We start from the raw sequence: 18,957 nt of genomic DNA, 5'->3' as shown, positions 1-18,957 counted from the left end.
CCGTAATCGAAAATCCCCACCAACAATGGCACACGTGCACCAATTGGGGCATCTCAGGACAGGGTCAGCTGAGAGGGCTGAGAGCAAGAGACAGACAGAAGCCCCGGCCAGTGACCCGGCCGGGGCTTCCCACACTTCTGAGCGCTCAAGCAGCATGCACAGTCAGCGCAGCATCACGCGGCGACGACGTCCACTGCCTCCGCGGGCGCCTTGATCGTCACCCGTTCCGGCGGCACACCGCTCACCGAGACGGAATTGAGCATCGGGCGAACCGGTGCGCGCACCGGTTCCGTAGCCGCTGCCGACGCAGCCAGTTCGGCGAGAGAGAGCTCATCGCTCACCTCGCGCATGAGCTCGGACATCCGTACGTCAAGCGCGTCGCAGATCGCGGAAAGCAGCTCGGAGGATGCCTCCTTCTGCCCCCGCTCCACCTCGGAAAGATAGCCGAGCGAGACTCGGGCGGACGAGGAGACTTCGCGCAGAGTACGGCCCTGGCGCTGGCGCTGCCGACGCAGCACGTCACCCAACAGGCGACGGAGCAGAATCATCGGTGGCTCCCTCCTCGGACCGCGTAGCCGCATCCTTCACGCCCCACCGTACCGCCTCGCGCGGCGGCCGTGCGGGGAGCGATGTCGTGTTCACTCAGGGCTGCAAACATCAATTCCCCCCGTTCTGTTCCGTATCCTGTGCCCGCCCATTCCCGGTACGTTCGCCGGACAGCCGCTCGAGCAGCAGCGTGAGCACGCTCCGTACACTCTCCATACGGATGTCCGAACGCTCACCGTTCAACCTCAGAGCGGCTACTTTCCCCTCAGAGCGAAGAGCGGAACCCATCCCGCCAACCGGGGAAGCCGACCCGCCAACCGGGGAATCCGGCCCGTCGATCGCCACGAAAACGGTGCCGACCGCCTGTCCGTCCTGCGGATCGGGCCCCGCGACGCCCGTGGTGGCGATCCCCCAGTCCGCGCCCATGACCTTGCGCACACCTGCCGCCATCTGCAGCGCCACCTCTGCGTCCACGGCGCCCCGCTCGGCCAACAGAGTGCCGTCGACCCCGAGCACCTCGTGCTTCAGCTCGGTCGCGTACGCCGTCACGGACCCCCGGAAGACCCGAGAGGCCCCGGGCACCGCCGTCACCTCCGCGGCCACCAGACCGCCGGTGAGCGACTCGGCGACCGCGAGCGTCTCGCCGCGCGCCTGAAGGAGCCGCAGAACCTCCGCAGCCGGCCCGGAGGACATCACGTCGCCGACTCCCGGGCCCCTTCGCCGGAGGCCGCGGCGGAAGCGGCGGCCGCTTCCCGCGCCTCCGCGAGACCGAGGCGGCGCAGCACGACCGCCTGGCGCACGTAGTCGAGCGCGGTCACCACGGTCAGGACGACGGCGACCGCCATCACCCAGAACCGCAGCGTGGCGAGCGGCCCGGTCAGCGCCAGGACGTACATCCCGACGGCCACGCCCTGCCAGAGCGTCTTCATCTTGCCGCCGCGACTGGCCGGAATGACACCGAAGCGGATCACCCAGAACCGCAGCAGGGTGATCCCGAGCTCACGTCCGAGAATGACGCCCGTCACCCACCAGGGCAGATCGCCGAGGTAGGAGAGGCAGATCAGCGCGGCGCCCATGATCGCCTTGTCGGCGATGGGGTCGGCGATCTTCCCGAAGTCCGTGACCAGGTTGTACGTACGTGCCAGGTGCCCGTCGAACAGGTCGGTGATCATGGCGACGGCGAAGGCCGCCCAGGCCCACGCGCGCCAGGCCGGGTCGTACCCGCCGTCGGCGAGCAGCAGCATCACGAAACCCGGCACGAGGATCAGCCGGATCACCGTCAGCAGGTTGGCGACGTTCCACACGCTGGCCTGGTTGACGGCCGCAGCGCCCAACTTTCCACCGCGCACCGGCTTGGCGCCCTGCGCGCCGGAGCCGCCCGCCGCGGATGCCGGGACACCGGTCATCTGCGCGCCTCCTCAGCCGGAATCCGGGGCGAGGCCCCCAGAATTTCGCTGTACTCAGCCACCAGGTCCACGCCTTCCGTGCCGACCACCTTTGCCACGACCATACGACCGACCTGCAGGTCGTCCCCACCCGTGGGGCCCGTGAAGCGGATCTGGCCGTCCGTCTCGGGCGCCTGGTGAGCCGCCCGGCCGATCGCGCCGTCCTCCTCGTCCACGGACTCCACAAGCACCTCGACGGTCTCACCGAGACGGTCGTCGGCACGCTGTGAGGTCAGCTCCTCGGCGAGCCGCGAGATGCGCGCGAGCCGCTCGTCGACGACGTCCTGGTCCAGCTTGTGGTCGTACGTCGCCGCTTCCGTGCCCTCCTCGTCGGAGTACCCGAAGACGCCGATGGCGTCCAGCCGCGCACCCGTGAGGAACCGCTCGAGCTCGTCCACGTCGGCCTCGGTCTCGCCGGGGAAGCCCACGATGAAGTTGGACCGCACACCTGCCTGCGGCGCCTTGGTCCGGATGGTGTCCAGGAGCTCCAGGAACCGGTCGGTGTCACCGAAGCGCCGCATCGCCCGCAGCACGCCGGGAGCGGAGTGCTGGAAGGACAGGTCGAAGTAGGGGGCGACCTTCTCCGTGGAGGTCAGTACGTCGATGAGCCCGGGGCGCATCTCGGCGGGCTGAAGGTAGCTCACGCGCACCCGCTCGATGCCGTCGACGGCGGCGAGCTCGGGCAGCAGCGTCTCCAGGAGCCGGATGTCGCCGAGATCCTTGCCGTACGAGGTGTTGTTCTCGGAGACGAGCATGACCTCCTTGACACCCTGCTCGGCCAGCCAGCGCGTCTCGCCGAGCACGTCCGAGGGGCGCCGCGAGATGAAGGACCCGCGGAAGGAGGGGATGGCGCAGAACGAGCAGCGCCGGTCGCAGCCGGAGGCCAGCTTCACCGAGGCGACGGGGTTGGTGCCCAGGCGTCGCCGCAGCGGGGCGCGCGGCCCCGAGGCGGGCGCGAGGCCGTCGGGCAGGTCCACGGGCGCGTGCCCGGGCAGCGCGACGTCGGAGCCCGCCTCCTGCCGCTCTGCGGGGCTGATCGGCAGCAGCTTGCGCCGGTCGCGCGGGGTGTGAGCCTCGACACTGCCGCCGCTCAGGATGGTGTTCAGGCGGGAAGAGATGTCGGAGTAGTCGTCGAAGCCGAGGACACCATCGGCTTCGGGCAGGGCTTCGGCGAGCTCCTTGCCGTACCGCTCGGCCATGCAGCCGACGGCCACGACGGCCTGGGTCTTGCCGTGCCCCTTGAGGTCATTGGCTTCCAGGAGGGCGTCGACGGAGTCCTTCTTGGCGGCTTCGACGAATCCACAGGTGTTGACGACGGCTACGTCCGCGTCTTCGGCGGCCTCGACGAGCTGCCAGCCGTCCGCCTCCAAGCGGCCTGCGAGCTCCTCCGAGTCCACCTCGTTACGGGCGCAGCCAAGAGTGACAAGGGCGACGGTGCGGCGTTCGGGCATGCTCTCAAGACTACTTTGTCCCTGCCCGGGCCCCCGCCGCGAGGGTCCGGGCCTCTGTCACACGGCTCAGCCGACCTCGGGATCACCCTTGGTGTACGTGAGCCGCTCGACCTGACCGGGGTCGAATTCGTTCTCGACCGCCTTGCCGTTCACGAACAGCTTGATCGCGCCCGCGTCGCCGAGGACCAGGTCGATCTTCTGCTTGTCCTGGAAGGTCTTCGACTTGCCCTGCTCCAGGACGCCGTCGAAGAGCGTCCGGCCGTTGTGGTCCTTGGCCGAGATCCAGCTGCGGCCGTCCGCGGCGTTGACCTTGACCGTGACCTTGTCCCGGGGGGCGCCGGCGATCGCGCTGTCCGACGGGTCCGGCTTGGGGTCGGCCGGCTTGTTCGGAGCCGGCTTCGTGGCGGGCTTGCTGGTGGCGGGCGTGGAGCCCTCGGCGACCTGCGACTTCGATCCGTTGTCGTCGTCCCCGCCGCTGAACGCGGTGAAGCCGACGAAACCGATGACGGCGACGATCGCGGCCACCATGGCCGCGGTCCAGTTGGGACGGCGCGGATCGGACCTGATCCGCTCGGCCTCGAAGAGCGGGGCCGCCGGGGTGGGCGCTGGCGGGTGCCCGCCGTGCGCCGCGTCGTACTGCGCCAGCAGCAGGGCGGGGTCGATCCCCACGGCGCGGGCGAGCGTCCTGATGTGGCCGCGGGCGTACACATCTCCGCCACACCGGGAGAAGTCGTCCTGTTCGATCGCGTGCACGATCGGGATGCGCACCCGGGTGGTCGAGCTGATTTCGTCGACGGTCAGGCCCGCGTCGATGCGTGCCTGCTGCAGCGTGCGCCCGATCGAGGGCCGGTCGTCAGCCGGGCTCTCAGCTGCCGGACGGTCGTCAACGGGCCGGTCGTCAGTGGGTCGGTGGTCTGAAGGGCGGTCGTCTTCAGGGGAGTTGCCGATGGACACGGGGGCGCCTTTCGAGCGTGTAGCCACCTGCCGGATGCTCAGTCTAGGGGGGTTCGCGAAGGGTGGGGCAACTGGGCGACGGAGTTTGTACGCCATCGGAATGGCCGGACATCCTGATGGTGGTGCATGGTGTTGTCCCTCCCCTCAACTTGACGTATGCCCAGGGGAAACGGTTGCCTGCCGCACCCTTATGGGTGAGCCTCCCCCCGGATCACGGCCAGCACGCCATCCAGCTCGTCGCCCTTCACAAGAACGTCACGAGCCTTGGAGCCCTCGCTGGGGCCCACGATGCCGCGCGATTCCATGAGGTCCATGAGCCGTCCGGCCTTCGCGAAGCCGACCCGCAGCTTGCGCTGAAGCATCGACGTGGACCCGAACTGAGTGGAAACCACCAGCTCAGCGGCCTGGCACAGCAGATCGAGGTCGTCGCCGATGTCCTCGTCGATCTCCTTCTTCTGCTTGGTCCCCACGGTGACGTCCTCCCGGAAGACGGGCGCCATCTGGTCCTTGCAGTGCTGGACGACCGCGTGGATCTCGTCCTCGGTGACGAAGGCGCCCTGCATTCGGGTGGGCTTGTTCGCACCCATCGGCAGGAAGAGCCCGTCACCCTTGCCGATCAGCTTCTCGGCACCGGGCTGGTCGAGGATGACGCGGCTGTCGGCGAGCGAGGAGGTGGCGAAGGCGAGCCGCGACGGCACGTTCGCCTTGATCAGACCGGTCACGACGTCCACGGACGGCCGCTGCGTGGCGAGCACCAGGTGGATGCCCGCCGCACGGGCGAGCTGCGTGATGCGGACGATCGAGTCCTCCACGTCGCGCGGGGCGACCATCATCAGGTCGGCGAGCTCGTCGACGATCACCAGGAGGTACGGGTAGGGGCTGAGCTCCCGCTCGCTGCCCTCGGGCGTCTTGAGCTTGCCGTCCCGGACGGCCTGGTTGAAGTCGTCGATGTGCCGGTAGCCGAACGCCGCCAGGTCGTCGTAGCGCAGATCCATCTCGCGTACGACCCACTGCAGCGCCTCGGCGGCCCGCTTGGGGTTGGTGATGATCGGCGTGATCAGGTGCGGGATGCCCTCGTACGCGGTGAGCTCGACGCGCTTGGGGTCGACGAGGACCATCCGTACGTCCTCGGGGGTCGCCCGCATCATGATCGACGTGATCAGACAGTTGATGCAGGACGACTTTCCGGAGCCGGTGGCTCCGGCGACCAGGATGTGCGGCATCTTCGCCATGTTGGCCATGACGTAGCCGCCCTCGACGTCCTTGCCGAGCGCGACCAGCATCGGGTGGTCGTCCTCGGCCGCGTCCGCGAGACGCAGCACGTCTCCGACGTTGACCATCTCGCGGTCGGTGTTCGGGATCTCGATGCCGACCGCGGACTTGCCGGGGATGGGGCTGATGATGCGGACGTCGGGGCTGGCGACCGCGTACGCGATGTTCTTGGCCAGAGCGGTGATCTTCTCGACCTTCACGGCCGGGCCGAGCTCGATCTCGTACCGCGTGACCGTCGGGCCGCGCGTGAAGCCGGTGACGTCCGCGTCGACCTTGAACTCGGTGAAGACGTTGCTGAGCGAGGCGACGACCGCGTCGTTTGCCGCGCTGCGGGTCTTGCCGGGGCCGCCGCGCTCCAGCAGGTCGAGCGAGGGCAGCGAGTACGTGATGTCCCCCGCGAGCTGTAGCTGCTCGGCGCGCGGCGGGAGGTCCCTCGGCTGTTCCGGGGCGGCCTTCGTCAGGTCCTTCACGCCGGAGGCGGACGCGTCGCGCGACTCCCCCGGCTTCTTGCGGAGCACGCCGGGCGGCGGGCTGTCCGTGGCGCGCGCGCTCGGCACCGGCGCGGAGCTCTCCTCCGGCTGCTCCTCCTGCGCGGGCTTCTCGGCGCGCTCCCCGGAGACGCCCTGCGTGAGGTCGGCGACCAGCGGCGAGGGCGGCATTCCGTGCAGGACCGCGCCGTCCAGGGCGGCGGCAGCGGCGGCCGCCACGTCCACCGCGTCCATCGGCCGGTCCAGGGAGGGCTGTGCGGACGCCCTGCGGGGCCTGCGCCGCCGCGTGAGCGCCTCTTCCTCGGCCTGGTCCGGGGCGTACGCCTCGGGCGCCTCGGAGCGCCTGCGGGAGCGGGCGGGCAGCGCCTCGCGCCACTGCTCGTCGTATCGCTCGTCGTCCGCGTAGTCGCCCTGCTCCGCTTCGGGCTCCGCCTGGACGATGCCGAGCCTGGTGCCGAGCAGCCGCAGCCGCTGCGGGATGGCGTTGACGGGCGTCGCGGTGACCACGAGCAGCCCGAAGACGGTCAGCAGGACGAGCAGCGGTACGGCGAGGACCTCGCCCATGGTGAAGATCAGCGGGGTGGACGTGGCCCAGCCGATGAGACCGCCCGCGTCCCTTATGGCCTCCATGCCGTCCGCACGGGCGGGCGAACCGCAGGCGATGTGCACCTGGCCGAGCACGCCGATGACGAGCGCGGACAGGCCGATCACGATGCGGCCGTTCGCGTCGGGCTTCTCGGGGTGCCGGATGAGGCGTACGCCGATGACCGCGAGCAGTATCGGAAGGAGCAGATCGAGGCGGCCGAACGCGCCGGTCACCAGCATCTCGACGAGATCGCCCACGGGACCCCGCAGGTTCGACCACGTGCCCGCGGCGACGATCAGCGCGATGCCGAGCAGCAGCAGCGCGACGCCGTCCTTGCGGTGTGCCGGATCGAGTCCCTTCGCGCCGCGCCCTATGCCGCGGAACAGCGCGCCCACGCTGTGCGCGAGACCGAGCCAGAGGGCGCGCGCGAGGCGGTACACGCCGCCCGTGGGACTGGGCGCCGGCTTGGGCGCGGGCTTCTTCGCCACGGCTTTCTTGGCGGGCGCCTTCTTCGCCGGAGCCTTCTTGGCGGGCGGCTTCTTGGCGACGGCCTTCTTCGCCGGAGCCTTTGTGGGCGCGGCCGCCTTCTTCGCGGGCGTCTTCTTGGCTGCGGACGGACGTGAGGCCATGGGTCTGAGGTTACCGGTGGAGGCCACCGTGGACACGTGTGCCTACTGCTTCACCCGTTTGTGTCGCCCTTGCGAGGGCGGTGAACTGACGGACGTTCACCGCCTTCGCGTCGGCTTCTGCCCGGCGTCCGCGCCGGATCAGCTCTGCGAGGACACCGAAGGCGCACCGCTGCCGGTGCCCGGCTCCAAGGCGTCAAGAGCCCGCCGCAGGCCGGTGAGTTTGCGTTCGAGATGGGCTGCGGTGGCGACAGCGGCGGCATCCGCCGAGTCGTCATCGAGCTGTTTCGAGAGCGCTTCCGCCTGTTCCTCGACGGCCGCCAGGCGCGCGGAGAGCTCCGCGAGAAGCCCCGCGGGCTCCTTGGCGTCACCCGCCGTGGACTTGCCGCCGCCTTCGAGCTGGAGACGCAGCAGCGCTGCCTGCTCCCGCAGTTGGCAGTTCTTCATGTAGAGCTCGACGAACACCGAGACCTTCGCGCGCAGCACCCACGGATCGAACGGCTTGGAGATGTAGTCCACCGCACCGGCCGCGTAACCGCGGAACGTGTGATGCGGGCCGTGGTTGATGGCGGTGAGGAAGATGATCGGGATGTCCCGGGTCCGTTCTCGCCGCTTGATGTGCGCGGCGGTCTCGAAACCGTCCATGCCTGGCATCTGGACGTCCAGCAGAATGACCGCGAAGTCGTCCGTGAGTAGTGCCTTGAGCGCTTCCTCCCCGGACGATGCCCGTACCAGGGTCTGATCGAGCGCAGAGAGGATGGCCTCCAGCGCCAGCAGATTCTCCGGCCGGTCATCGACCAGGAGGATCTTGGCCTTCTGCACCATGGCCCGCCCTCCTCGCCCCGGCGGTACACCGGGCGCCGCCCCAGGGGACGACTCCCTTACGCCGTCCGTCCTTGTGCCGGTCATCGTAGCCGCACCCCGCCTGTCGCCACACCCTGTCACCGCGATGTCACTGTGCACGTAGCAGAAACGCAGTGGGAGACCAGAAGGTTCCCCGAATACCGTGGTTCTACACGGCTTCGGCCACACTCTGTCAGCAACTCCGCGTAATGAAGCCCCTTCTCGGTCACTCCCCGCGCATCCACTGCTCCATCACCGAGAGCAGATGATCCGGGTCGACCGGCTTCGTAACGTAATCGGAGGCTCCGGAGTCGATCGCCTTCTCCCGGTCGCCCTTCATGGCCTTCGCGGTGAGCGCGATGATCGGCAGTCCGGCGAACTGCGGCATCCTGCGGATCGCCGTCGTCGTCGCGTACCCGTCCATCTCCGGCATCATGATGTCCATCAGGACGACCGTCACGTCGTCGTGCTGTTCCAGGACCTCGATGCCCTCGCGGCCGTTCTCCGCGTACAGCACCGAGAGCCCGTGCTGCTCCAGGACGCTGGTGAGCGCGAACACATTACGGATGTCGTCGTCGACGATGAGCACCTTTTCGCCGCCGAACTGATAGCCGGGACGCCCCTCGGGCGCCTCCTGCCCGGCGGTCGGCCACTGCTCCTGCGAGCGCTCCTCCTGAGGCCCCGTCGGCCCCTGCCCGGGCAGCACCGGCGGCTGCTCCGACGAGGCGTGCGCGGCGCGACGGCGGCGCCTGAAGAGCGTGCCGGACTCCGGTACCGCGTCGAGGCTCGGCCGTGCGGTCCCCTCGCTCTGGGGCGGCTGCTCGGCCGTGGACGCGCCCTCCTCCAGGGCGGGCCGCGACGGCGTCCCCGGCAGGGGCGCCAGCTGCGTGTAGCCCTGGGGAGGCAGTTCGCTCGGGTGCAGCGGCAAATAGAGCGTGAACGTCGAGCCGCGGCCCGGTTCGCTCGCCGCGTGGATCTCTCCGCCGAGCAACCGCGCGATCTCCCGGCTGATGGAGAGCCCGAGACCGGTGCCGCCGTACTTCCTGCTCGTCGTCCCGTCGGCCTGCTTGAACGCCTCGAAGATGACCCGCATCTTGCTGCCGGCGATTCCGATGCCGGTGTCGCTCACCGAGAAGGCGATCAGATCCGCGTCCGCGTCCCGCAGCGAACCGGCCTCCAGGAGCTGCTCACGGATGGCGTTGGGCACGTCGGCGTTCGCGTGCCGGATCACCAGCTCGACCGCTCCGGAGTCGGTGAACTTCACCGCGTTGGACAGGAGGTTGCGCAGCACCTGGAGGAGCCGCTGCTCGTCCGTGTGCAGCGTCGCGGGCAGCTCCGGAGACACGCGTACGGAGAAGTCGAGTCCCTTCTCCGCGGTCAGCGGCCGGAAAGTGGCCTCTACGTAGTCCACGAGCTGGACGAGCGCGATGCGCGTCGGGGAGACGTCCATCTTGCCCGCCTCGACCTTCGACAGGTCGAGGATGTCGTTGATGAGCTGGAGCAGGTCCGAGCCCGCCCCGTGGATCGTCTCGGCGAACTCCACCTGCTTGGGGGTGAGGTTGGCGTCGGCGTTGTCGGCGAGCAACTTGGCGAGGATCAGCAGGGAGTTGAGCGGCGTACGCAGCTCGTGCGACATATTCGCCAGGAACTCGGACTTGTAGCGCATGGAGACGGCGAGTTGTTCGGCGCGCTCCTCCAGGACCTGCCTGGCCTCTTCGATCTCGGTGTTCTTGACCTCGATGTCGCGGTTCTGCTGGGCAAGCAGCTCGGCCTTCTCCTCCAGTTCGGCGTTCGAGTCCTGCAGGGCCTTCTGCCGGTTCTCCAACTCGGCCGAACGTTCCCGCAGTTGCTCGGTGAGCTCCTGCGACTGCTTGAGCAGCACCTCGGTCTTCGTGTTGACGCTGATGGTGTTGACGCTCGTCGCGATCATCTCGGCGATCTGGCTGAGGAAGTCCTTCTGGATCTGCGTGAACGCCTGGAAGGCGGCCAGCTCGATCACGCCGAGGACGGTCCCTTCGAAGAGCACCGGAAGGACGATCACCTGGGCGGGCGGCGCCTCGCCGAGGCCGGAGGCGATCCGCAGATAGCCGGAGGGCGCGTTCTCCACGAGGATGGTGCGCCGCTCCTGCGCGGCGGTGCCGATGAGCGTCTCGCCGGGCCGGAAGGACGTCGGCATGGAGCCCATGGAGTAGCCGTAACTGCCCATCATGCGCAGTTCGTACGCGTCCCCCTGCTCGGCGCCGGGCTCCGCGGCGTCGTCCGTGGGCAGCGCCAGGAAGAAGGCGCCGTGCTGCGCGGAGACCACCGGCGTCAGCTCGCTCATGATCAGCGAGGCGACGTCCTCCAGGTCGCGGCGGCCCTGCATCAGACCGGAGATGCGGGCGAGGTTGCCCTTGAGCCAGTCCTGTTCCTTGTTGGCCAGGGTGGTGTCGCGGAGGTTGGCGATCATCGAGTTGATGTTGTCCTGCAGAACCTGGATCTCGCCCGCCGCGTCGACGTCGATCTTCAGGTTCAGGTCTCCGCGCGTCACCGCGGTGGCGACCTCGGCGATGGCGCGCACCTGACGCGTCAGGTTCCCTGCCATCTCGTTCACGGATTCGGTGAGGTCGCGCCACGTCCCGTCGACGTCCCGCACCCGCGCCTGACCGCCCAACTGCCCTTCCGTGCCCACCTCGCGGGCCACGCGCGTGACCTGCTCGGCGAAGGACGACAGCTGGTCGACCATCGTGTTGATGGTGGTCTTGAGTTCGAGGATCTCGCCCCGGGCGTCGATGTCGATCTTCTTGGTCAGGTCGCCCTTGGCGATCGCGGTGGTGACCATCGCGATGTTGCGGACCTGTCCGGTCAGGTTGGAGGCCATGCCGTTCACGGACTCCGTCAGGTCCTTCCACGTACCCGACACTCCGGGAACGCGGGCCTGGCCGCCGAGGATGCCGTCGGTGCCCACCTCGCGGGCCACGCGGGTCACCTCGTCCGCGAACGAACTCAGCGTCTTCACCATCGTGTTGACGGTGTCGGCGAGCTGCGCGACCTCGCCGCGCGCCTCGACGGTGACCTTCTTGGTCAGGTCTCCGTTGGCGACCGCCGCCGCGACCTGGGAGATGTTGCGCACCTGGCCGGTCAGGTTGTTCGCCATCAGGTTGACGTTGTCGCTCAGGTCCTTCCAGGTGCCGGTGACGCCCGGAACCCGTGCCTGGCCGCCCAGGTTGCCCTCGGTGCCCACCTCGCGGGCCACGCGGTTGACCTGCTCGGCGAAGTTGGAGAGCTGGTCGACCATCGTGTTCACGGTGGTGACGAGCTCGAGGATCTCGCCCTTCGCGTCGACGGTGATCTTCTTGGAGAGGTCGCCCATGGCGACGGCCGTGGTGACCTCGGCGATGTTGCGGACCTGAAGGGTCAGGTTGTTCGCCATGCCGTTCACGGACTGCGTGAGGTCCTTCCAGGTGCCGGAGACGCCCTGCACCTCCGCCTGGCCGCCCAGGATGCCGTCGGTGCCCACCTCGCGGGCCACCCGCGTCACCTGCTCGGCGAAGGCCGACAGCTGGTCCACCATCGTGTTGAGGGTGTTCTTCAGCTCCAGGATCTCGCCGCGCGCGTCCACGTCGATCTTCTGCGACAGGTCGCCCCGCGCCACCGCGGTCGCGACCTGCGCGATGTTGCGCACCTGAGCGGTGAGGTTGCCGGCCATGCCGTTCACCGAGTCGGTCAGATCGCGCCATACACCGGCCACGCCGGGCACCTGCGCCTGCCCGCCCAGGCGGCCCTCCGTGCCCACCTCGCGGGCCACCCGGGTCACCTGGTCGGCGAAGGCGGAGAGCTGGTCAACCATCGTGTTGATGGTGTTCTTCAGCTCCAGGATCTCGCCGCGCGCGTCCACGTCGATCTTCTGCGACAGGTCGCCCCGCGCCACCGCCGTCGTGACTTGGGCGATCTGACGCACCTGCGACGTCAGGTTCCCCGCCATGAAGTTGACGGAGTCGGTCAGTTCCTTCCAGGTGCCGCTGACGCCGTCCACGCGCGCCTGGCCGCCGAGGCGGCCTTCCGTGCCCACGTCACGTGCCATCCGCGTGACCTGATCGGCGAAGGACGACAGCTGGTCCACCATCGTGTTCACGGTGTTCTTCAACTGAAGCATCTCGCCGGAGACGTCGACGGTGACCTTCTGCGACAGATCGCCGTTGGCGACCGCCGTCGTCACCTGCGCGATGTTGCGGACCTGGCCCGTGAGGTTGCGGAAGGCGGTGTTGACCGAGTCCGTCAGGTCCTTCCACGTACCGGCCGCGCCCTGCACCTGCGCCTGACCGCCGAGCTCACCCTCGACACCGATCTCCCGCGCCACGCGCGTCACTTCGGCACCGAAGGCGGAGAGCTGGTCCACCATCGTGTTCACGGTGTTCTTCAGCTCGAGCATCTCGCCCGCGACATCGACGGTGACCTTCTGCGACAGATCACCGTTGGCGACCGCCGTCGTCACCGTCGCGATGTCCCGCACCTGCGTGGTGAGGTTCCTGAAGACCGTGTTCACCGAGTCGGTGAGGTCCTTCCACGTGCCCGCGGCGCCCGGCACGTTCGCCTGACCGCCCAGCTGCCCCTCGGCACCGACCTCGTTCGCGACCCGGGTGACCTCGTCCGCGAACGTACGCAGCGTCTCGGTCATCTGGTTGATGGTCTCGGCGAGTTGCGCGACCTCGCCGCGCGCGCTCACCGTGACCTTCTGGGACAGGTCGCCGTTCGCGACGGCCGTCGTGACCTGGGCGATCCCCCGCACCTGGGCGGTGAGGTTGCCGGCCATAAGATTCACCGAATCGGTGAGGTCCTTCCACACGCCCGCCACACCGGGCACCTGCGCCTGGCCGCCGAGCTCACCCTCCGTGCCCACCTCGCGCGCGACACGGGTCACCTCGGAGGAGAACGACGAGAGCTGGTCCACCATCGTGTTGACGGTGTTCTTCAGCTCCAGCATCTCGCCGGCGACGTGAACCGTCACCTTCCGGGACAAGTCACCCTTGGCGACTGCCGTGGTGACGAGAGCAATGTCACGTACCTGTGCGGTGAGCCGGTACGCCATGGTGTTCACCGAATCCGTGAGATCCTTCCACGAACCGGACATTCCACGTACCCGCGCCTGGCCACCCAGCTTGCCCTCGGTACCCACCTCGCTGGCCACGCGCGTGACCTCGTCGGTGAACGTCGAGAGCTGGTCGACCAGGTTGTTGACCGTCCGGCCGACCTTCAGGAACTCCCCGCGCAGCGGATGGCCGTTCCCCTCGTCCACCTGGGCCCGCAGCTCCATCCGCTGCTCCAGGTCGCCCTCCGCGACCGCGGAGAGCACCCGGCCGACCTCGGAGACGGGACGTACGAGATCGTCGACGAGGGCGTTCGACGCGTCGATCGCCGCCGCCCACGAGCCCTCACTGGCGCCGCTCTCCAGCCGCTCCGTGAGCTTTCCCTCACGTCCGACCATGCGCCGCACCCGGGAAAGCTCACCGGTCAGATGCAGATTCCGGTCGGCCACCTCGTTGAAGACGGCGGCGATCTCGGACATGACGTCGTCACCGGAGACCGTGAGCCGCTTGCGGAAGTTTCCGTCCCGCATGGCCGCGAGCGCCGCGAGCAACCTGTTCAGGGCCGCCGTGTCCACTGACGTAGTCGCCCCATGGCGCGGTTTGCGCTGTTTACTCTGGGACTGTCCGTCTTTCGCACGCGTTTTAGTGCCCCGCGTCGCTGCGCCAGACTCCACTGTGTCCCTCCCGCAAGGGTCGACCGTACTGCTCGGGTTACCTGGGCTCTCTCCAAGAAGCTTGCCCAGTGTTTCACCATGGCTGAACCAGGCCATAACAGTTCGGCAGCTTCGCACACCGTCCGCACACCCTCCGGGCGGAAACACTGACGACCGGCATCAGCATGGACGGCGAAGGTAAGTAACCTGGCATCCGGCTGTCCAACCACCCCGGTCCTGCCCGGCCTGGGCGGTGGCACACGTACAAGCGGGCATCGGAGGGGCGGCCGCACCATGGTGGGAGATCTGGGCGTCGATACTCGTACGAGGAGTTCTGTGATCACCGCGCGCGCGGCTGCGACTTTCGACCCCGTCGGGCGGTCCGTCGCGACGGCCCGCTCCTTCGTCCGCGACACCCTCCAGGGCTGGGGGTTCACGGACATCGTCGACGACGCGGTCGTCCTCACCAGCGAGCTCGTCACCAATGCCGTGGTGCACGCCGGCACCGCCGCGGACGTCCTCTGTCTGCGCAGCGAGGACGCCGTACGCATCGAGGTCTCCGACCACTATCCGGAACGCGAGATCCCGCTCCAGCAGTCCGCCGTGAACATGGGCAACCCGGACCGCGAGGGCGGCCGCGGCCTCCAGCTGTGCGCGGCGCTCGCCACCCGCTGGGGCGTCGACTACACCCCCACGCAGAAGCAGGTCTGGTTCCAACTCGACCTCCCCGACCGCTCGGTGGGCACCCGCGCCGCCGGCCCCGCCCTGCCCGCCGAGATGCTCCCGCTCACCGACGGCCGCGTCCGCGTCGCCGTCATCCAGATCGACCGCGTGGGCGCGGTCTCCGCCTGGAACGAAGACGCGGAGGAGCTCTTCGGGTACGCCTCCGAACAAGTCACCGGCAAACCCCTCACCGACTTCGCCGCCTGGCCGCACACCCCGGGCACCAGCACCGGCATCGTGGAAGCGCTCCAACTCTCCCGCTGGGAGGGCAGCTATGGCATCCGCGGCTCCGACGGCCGCGTGACCCCGGTCTACGCATCGCACCTGCGCGTCCGCGACACCGACGGCGAACCGTCCACGGTCTGCCTGCTCGTGCGCGACGACGAGCGCGCCGTCCTGCAGACCCCGCTGCGCGGCCCCGCCCCCGAGCCCGGGGCGCTCACGGAGTCGCACACCGCCGACCCCTTCGAGGTCTTCATCGGCTCCCCGGCGCCGGACGACCTCGACGGACTGCTCCAGCGCACGGTCGAACGCGCCCGCGACATGCTCGACGGCGACGCCGCCTTCCTGCTCCTCGCCACGGACGACGAGACGGAACTGGAGGTCCGCGCCTCCACGGGCCTGCCCTCCGCCCGCCAGCGCTTCGCCCGCGTCCCCGTGGAGGCGGGCCCGGGACGCTACGGCTCCGCACGCATGCCGGCCGTCCACGAGGACCTCACGGTCGTCCCCGGCGCCGTACCGCTCCTCAACGGCACGGGCATGCGCTCCGTGGTCACGGTCCCCCTGAAGGTCGAGGGGCGCCTCACGGGCTCCCTGGGCGTCGCCGCCGAGTCCCCCGACCGGTACTCGAACGAAGAGGCCCTGCGCCTCCAGTTCGCCGCCGACCGCATCGCCCTCGCCGTGGAGTCCGCGCGCCTCGGCGAGCTCGAACGCCTGCGCCGCGGCTCGCTCTCCTTCCTCGTCGAGGCCTCCGACCTCCTCGCGGGCACCCTGGACCGCGACCAGACACTGGCCCTCATGGCCCAGATGACGGTCCCGACGCTCGCCACCTGGTGCGCCGTCTACACGATCGCCGACCAGTCGTCCGAGCCCTATCTCTCGTACGTCCTCCATGAGGACGAGGAGCGCATCGACGGCCTGAAGGCACTCCTCTCCAAGATCGCCCCTCCCGACCCCGTGCCGACCCCCGGAGCCCGCGTCTGGGCCGCCCCCTCGGAAGCCGCCCACCAGGCCGCCCTGCGCACCTCCATGCGCAGCCTCGGCCTCGGTGAGCCCATGAACCTGGGCGGAGGCATCGGCACGACGCTCTCCACGGCATCGGCGGTGGGCGGCGAGACGGTCGTCCTGCCCCTGGTCGCCCGCAACCGCGTCATCGGCATGCTCACCCTGGGCAAGCCCTCCGACGAGCACTTCCGCCAGGAAATCCTGGAACTGGCCGAGGACCTGTCCCGCCGAGCGGCCCTCGCCCTGGACAACGCCCGCCTGTACTCGGAGCGCATGGCCATCAGCCAGTCCCTCCAGCGCAGCCTGCTGCCCCCGGGCCTCCCGCAGATCCCGGGCGTCGAGGTCGAGGTCATCTACCGCGCGGCCGGCGAGGGCAATGAGGTCGGCGGCGACTTCTACGACCTCTTCCCCATCCGCGACGGCGCGTACGGCTTCGCGATCGGCGACGTCTGCGGCACGGGCCCGGAGGCCGCCGCGGTCACCGGCCTGGCCCGCCACGCCCTGCGCCTCCTGGCCCGCGAGGGCTTCGGCGGCCCCGCGGTCCTGGAGCGCCTGAACGCCGCCATCCTCGACGAGGGCGCCCGCAGCCGCTTCCTCACCCTCCTCTACGGGGAGTTGTGGCCGCAGGAGGACGGCTCGGCCGTCCTGAAGATCGTCTGCGCCGGCCATCCGCTCCCGCTCCGCCTGCGCCAGGACGGCACGGTCGAGCCGTACGCGGAACCGCAGCCGCTCCTCGGCGTCATGGAAGACCTGGAACTCTACGAACAGACGATGACGCTCGACCCCGGCGACGTCCTGCTCTGCGTCACGGACGGCGTCACCGAGCGCCGCGAGGGCACCCGCATGCTCGGCGACGACGGCCTCGCGGACGTCCTCACCACGTGCACGGGCCTCACGGCGGGCGCGGTCGCGGCCCGCATCATGCGCGCGGTGGAACGCTTCGCGACGGACGCACCGTCGGACGACATGGCGATCCTCGCGATGCGCGTCCCCGGCCTCCAGAAGGACTGAAGAACCGCGCCCGGGGGCCCAAGGGCCCCCGGGAAACAGGAAAGTCCCCGCCCAACTGGGCGGGGACTTTCCTTACTTACTCTCTGAGCCCCCAAGCGGAATCGAACCGCTGACCTTCTCCTTACCATGGAGACGCTCTACCGACTGAGCTATAGGGGCCTGTTGCGCTTCGCGGTTTCCCGCTTGGCAACGGAATAGATCATACCCGAAAGCGAAGGTGCCTCGAACCGACCGTTCCTCTGGACCGCCCGCACGGCCACTGCCACTCTGCGCCCATGCCGACCCGACGTGGAACATCCATGCGGTACTCCTTACCCCTGGCGCTGGCAGCCCTGCTCCTGCCGGTCGGGGCCTGTGGATCCGACGACGACGAAGCGGCGGACCAGAAGCCCACCAAGAAGCCGCGGAGCGCGGAGACCCCGCGCCCCGGCGACCAGAAGGTCACGCTCACCTGGAAGGGCAAGAAGCGCGTCTACACGGTGCACGCCCCACCCGGCTACTCACGCACCGAGAAGCTCCCGCTGGTCATCGCCATGCACCCCTATCCGGCCGACGGCGCGGCGGCGGCCGCGATCAGCGGCCTCAGCGCCAAGGCGGACAAGGAGAACTTCCTCGTCGCCTACCCCGACGGCCTCAACCGAGGCTTCAACGCCTTGATCTGCTGCGGCACCGAGGACGACGTGGGCTTCATCCGTACGATGACGAAGAGGCTGACCGGCACCTGGAACGCCGATCCGGACCGCGTCTACGCGACCGGCATATCCAACGGCGGCGACATGTCCTTCAAGCTGGCGGTCGAGCTCCCCGACACCTTCGCGGCCATCGCCCCGGTCAGCGGCGGCTATCTCGGCCCCGACTCGGCGACGGACTCGTACATGCCGAAGACCCCGGTCTCCGTGGTCACCTTCATCGGCGGCCTCGACGAGCACTACACGGGGATGGACGAGGGCATCACGGCCTGGCAGAAGCGACTGTCCTGCAAGACGAGCCGCCCCGAGAAGCTCAAGAAGAAGATCAGCAGGACTACGGCCGAGTGCCGCGACGGCTCGGACGTGGTCGTCTACCGGCTGGCCGACATGGGCCACTCATGGCCGGGCGGCGCGGGCGGCAGCATGTCCGACCCCACCGCGGGCATCAAGGCGACAGACCTGATGTGGAAGTTCTTCGCGTCCCACACCAAGAAGGCCCCCCAGGAAACGGGTTCCTAGAAGGCCGGCTGGAGAAGTCCACCGAGCGCGTTGCAGGCGGACACGACCTTCTGTAGTTCACGCCGCGACATCGAAGCGTCGACCGGCAGCGCGAGCGTGTCGTCCGCGGCACGCTCGGTCTCCGGCAGATAGACGTCCCGCCAGAACATCGGCGTCCGATGAGCGGGTGTCTTCACGGGCACCCGGCACTCAATTCCCTTGGCCCGCACGGCACGCGCGAACGCGTCCCGGTCCGGCCGCCCATTGCCGGGCACACGCACGACATACTGCTGATAGCTGTGCCCCTCGACGCCGTCGGGGGTCACCACACCGCTCAGCCGACCGTTCAGATAGGCCGCGTGCGCCCGCCGCTGCGCCAGTTCGTCGTACGGTGCGTCCGACTCGCCCTGCTCCAGCACGAGAATGCCGTGCCGCTGCCCGACGTCCCGAAGCCGCCTGACGTCGGCCGGGTGCCCGAAGCGGTGCACGACGGCCACGGCAGCCGTACGGGAGGTCACTGCGGCGTTCACCGCATCAGGATCAAGGCAGTACGTCGCCCGATCTATGTCCGCGAACACGGGCACGGCCCCGGCCAGGACCACGGCCTCGGCGATCTCGACGTTTCCGTATGCCGGCACGATGACCTCGTCACCGGCACCGACACCTGCGGCTCGCAACATGCCAACTGTCCCCATGCCTCCAGATGTTGGCCGCGGAACGTGAACGGCAAGTGTCGCAAAACAAAAAAGAGCTGGTCCCTGAACCGAAGTTCAGGGACCAGCTCTTCTAATAATAGTTCGGCGGCGTCCTACTCTCCCACAGGGTCCCCCCTGCAGTACCATCGGCGCTGTGAGGCTTAGCTTCCGGGTTCGGAATGTAACC

Annotated in this window: 11 protein-coding genes, 1 tRNA gene and 1 rRNA gene; 2 read left to right on the top strand and 11 right to left on the bottom strand. The window is 69.0% G+C overall.

The annotated features are described in order from the left end of the window. Positions 1-173 precede the first annotated feature (173 nt). The 8 genes from ACIGXX_RS37235 to ACIGXX_RS37200 form a co-directional block, all read right to left on the bottom strand. Entirely contained in the window at positions 174-548 is a 375-nt protein-coding gene (locus ACIGXX_RS37235) for a helix-turn-helix domain-containing protein (RefSeq protein WP_160507571.1), read from the bottom strand. Between the two features lie 109 nt (positions 549-657). Further along, positions 658-1,239 (bottom strand): CinA family protein, encoded by a 582-nt coding sequence (locus ACIGXX_RS37230; protein ID WP_399982766.1) that lies wholly within the window; start codon positions 1,237-1,239, stop codon positions 658-660. Beyond that, positions 1,239-1,952: a CDP-diacylglycerol--glycerol-3-phosphate 3-phosphatidyltransferase gene (gene pgsA, locus ACIGXX_RS37225; RefSeq protein ID WP_351173818.1), complete on the bottom strand. Its 714-nt coding sequence runs from the start codon at positions 1,950-1,952 to the stop codon at positions 1,239-1,241. The genes ACIGXX_RS37230 and pgsA overlap by 1 nt, the downstream gene beginning before the upstream one ends. Continuing rightward, positions 1,949-3,442 carry a 30S ribosomal protein S12 methylthiotransferase RimO gene (gene rimO, locus ACIGXX_RS37220; RefSeq protein ID WP_351173821.1) on the bottom strand — a complete coding sequence of 498 codons (1,494 nt, stop codon included), beginning with the start codon at positions 3,440-3,442 and terminating at the stop codon, positions 1,949-1,951. Before rimO ends, pgsA begins: the two co-directional genes overlap by 4 nt. Positions 3,443-3,508: 66 nt before the next feature. After that, complete coding sequence (locus tag ACIGXX_RS37215) at positions 3,509-4,396, bottom strand: RodZ domain-containing protein (RefSeq protein ID WP_351173823.1); 888 nt, start codon at positions 4,394-4,396, stop codon at positions 3,509-3,511. A gap of 188 nt (positions 4,397-4,584) precedes the next feature. Then, a complete protein-coding gene (locus tag ACIGXX_RS37210) occupies positions 4,585-7,371 on the bottom strand; it encodes a DNA translocase FtsK (protein ID WP_366464499.1) in 2,787 nt (928 codons plus the stop codon). Between the two features lie 138 nt (positions 7,372-7,509). Next, positions 7,510-8,193, bottom strand: a complete 684-nt coding sequence (locus tag ACIGXX_RS37205; protein ID WP_351173828.1) for a response regulator — start codon at positions 8,191-8,193, stop codon at positions 7,510-7,512. Positions 8,194-8,437: 244 nt separating this feature from the next. Next, positions 8,438-13,951 (bottom strand): HAMP domain-containing protein, encoded by a 5,514-nt coding sequence (locus tag ACIGXX_RS37200; RefSeq protein WP_351173831.1) that lies wholly within the window; start codon positions 13,949-13,951, stop codon positions 8,438-8,440. Positions 13,952-14,224: 273 nt separating this feature from the next. Between ACIGXX_RS37200 and ACIGXX_RS37195 the strand changes: the two genes are divergently transcribed. Continuing rightward, entirely contained in the window at positions 14,225-16,888 is a 2,664-nt protein-coding gene (locus tag ACIGXX_RS37195) for a SpoIIE family protein phosphatase (protein ID WP_351173834.1), read from the top strand. An 86-nt stretch (positions 16,889-16,974) separates the two neighbouring features. Here the strand turns inward: ACIGXX_RS37195 and ACIGXX_RS37190 are convergent. Beyond that, positions 16,975-17,047: transfer RNA gene (locus ACIGXX_RS37190), tRNA-Thr, on the bottom strand. 140 nt (positions 17,048-17,187) lie between these two features. Between ACIGXX_RS37190 and ACIGXX_RS37185 the strand changes: the two genes are divergently transcribed. Continuing rightward, positions 17,188-18,096 carry a PHB depolymerase family esterase gene (locus tag ACIGXX_RS37185; RefSeq protein ID WP_361468347.1) on the top strand — a complete coding sequence of 303 codons (909 nt, stop codon included), beginning with the start codon at positions 17,188-17,190 and terminating at the stop codon, positions 18,094-18,096. On the opposite strand, the gene ACIGXX_RS37180 is transcribed toward ACIGXX_RS37185, so the two are convergent. Continuing rightward, positions 18,093-18,755, bottom strand: coding sequence for a DegT/DnrJ/EryC1/StrS family aminotransferase (locus ACIGXX_RS37180; protein ID WP_399982559.1), 663 nt, complete (start codon positions 18,753-18,755; stop codon positions 18,093-18,095). The genes ACIGXX_RS37185 and ACIGXX_RS37180 overlap by 4 nt on opposite strands. Positions 18,756-18,870: 115 nt before the next feature. Beyond that, positions 18,871-18,957: ribosomal RNA gene (rrf, locus tag ACIGXX_RS37175) — 5S ribosomal RNA — on the bottom strand; the annotation flags it as partial.

This window comes from Streptomyces sp. NPDC055243, from assembly GCF_044544025.1.
In the GTDB taxonomy this organism is placed as follows: Bacteria; Actinomycetota; Actinomycetes; order Streptomycetales; family Streptomycetaceae; genus Streptomyces.
Note: the sequence above shows the minus strand (reverse complement) of the source record. Positions and strands in the feature narration are given on the sequence as shown.

Coding starts and splice junctions, on each gene's coding strand:
- ACIGXX_RS37185 (WP_361468347.1), top strand. CDS start 17,188: ATGCGGTACTCCTTACCCCTGGCGCTGGCAGCCCTGCTCCTGCCGGTC.
- ACIGXX_RS37195 (WP_351173834.1), top strand. CDS start 14,225: ATGGTGGGAGATCTGGGCGTCGATACTCGTACGAGGAGTTCTGTGATC.
- ACIGXX_RS37210 (WP_366464499.1), bottom strand. CDS start 7,371: ATGGCCTCACGTCCGTCCGCAGCCAAGAAGACGCCCGCGAAGAAGGCG.
- ACIGXX_RS37235 (WP_160507571.1), bottom strand. CDS start 548: ATGATTCTGCTCCGTCGCCTGTTGGGTGACGTGCTGCGTCGGCAGCGC.
- ACIGXX_RS37230 (WP_399982766.1), bottom strand. CDS start 1,239: ATGTCCTCCGGGCCGGCTGCGGAGGTTCTGCGGCTCCTTCAGGCGCGC.
- rimO (WP_351173821.1), bottom strand. CDS start 3,442: ATGCCCGAACGCCGCACCGTCGCCCTTGTCACTCTTGGCTGCGCCCGT.
- pgsA (WP_351173818.1), bottom strand. CDS start 1,952: ATGACCGGTGTCCCGGCATCCGCGGCGGGCGGCTCCGGCGCGCAGGGC.
- ACIGXX_RS37205 (WP_351173828.1), bottom strand. CDS start 8,193: ATGGTGCAGAAGGCCAAGATCCTCCTGGTCGATGACCGGCCGGAGAAT.
- ACIGXX_RS37180 (WP_399982559.1), bottom strand. CDS start 18,755: ATGTTGCGAGCCGCAGGTGTCGGTGCCGGTGACGAGGTCATCGTGCCG.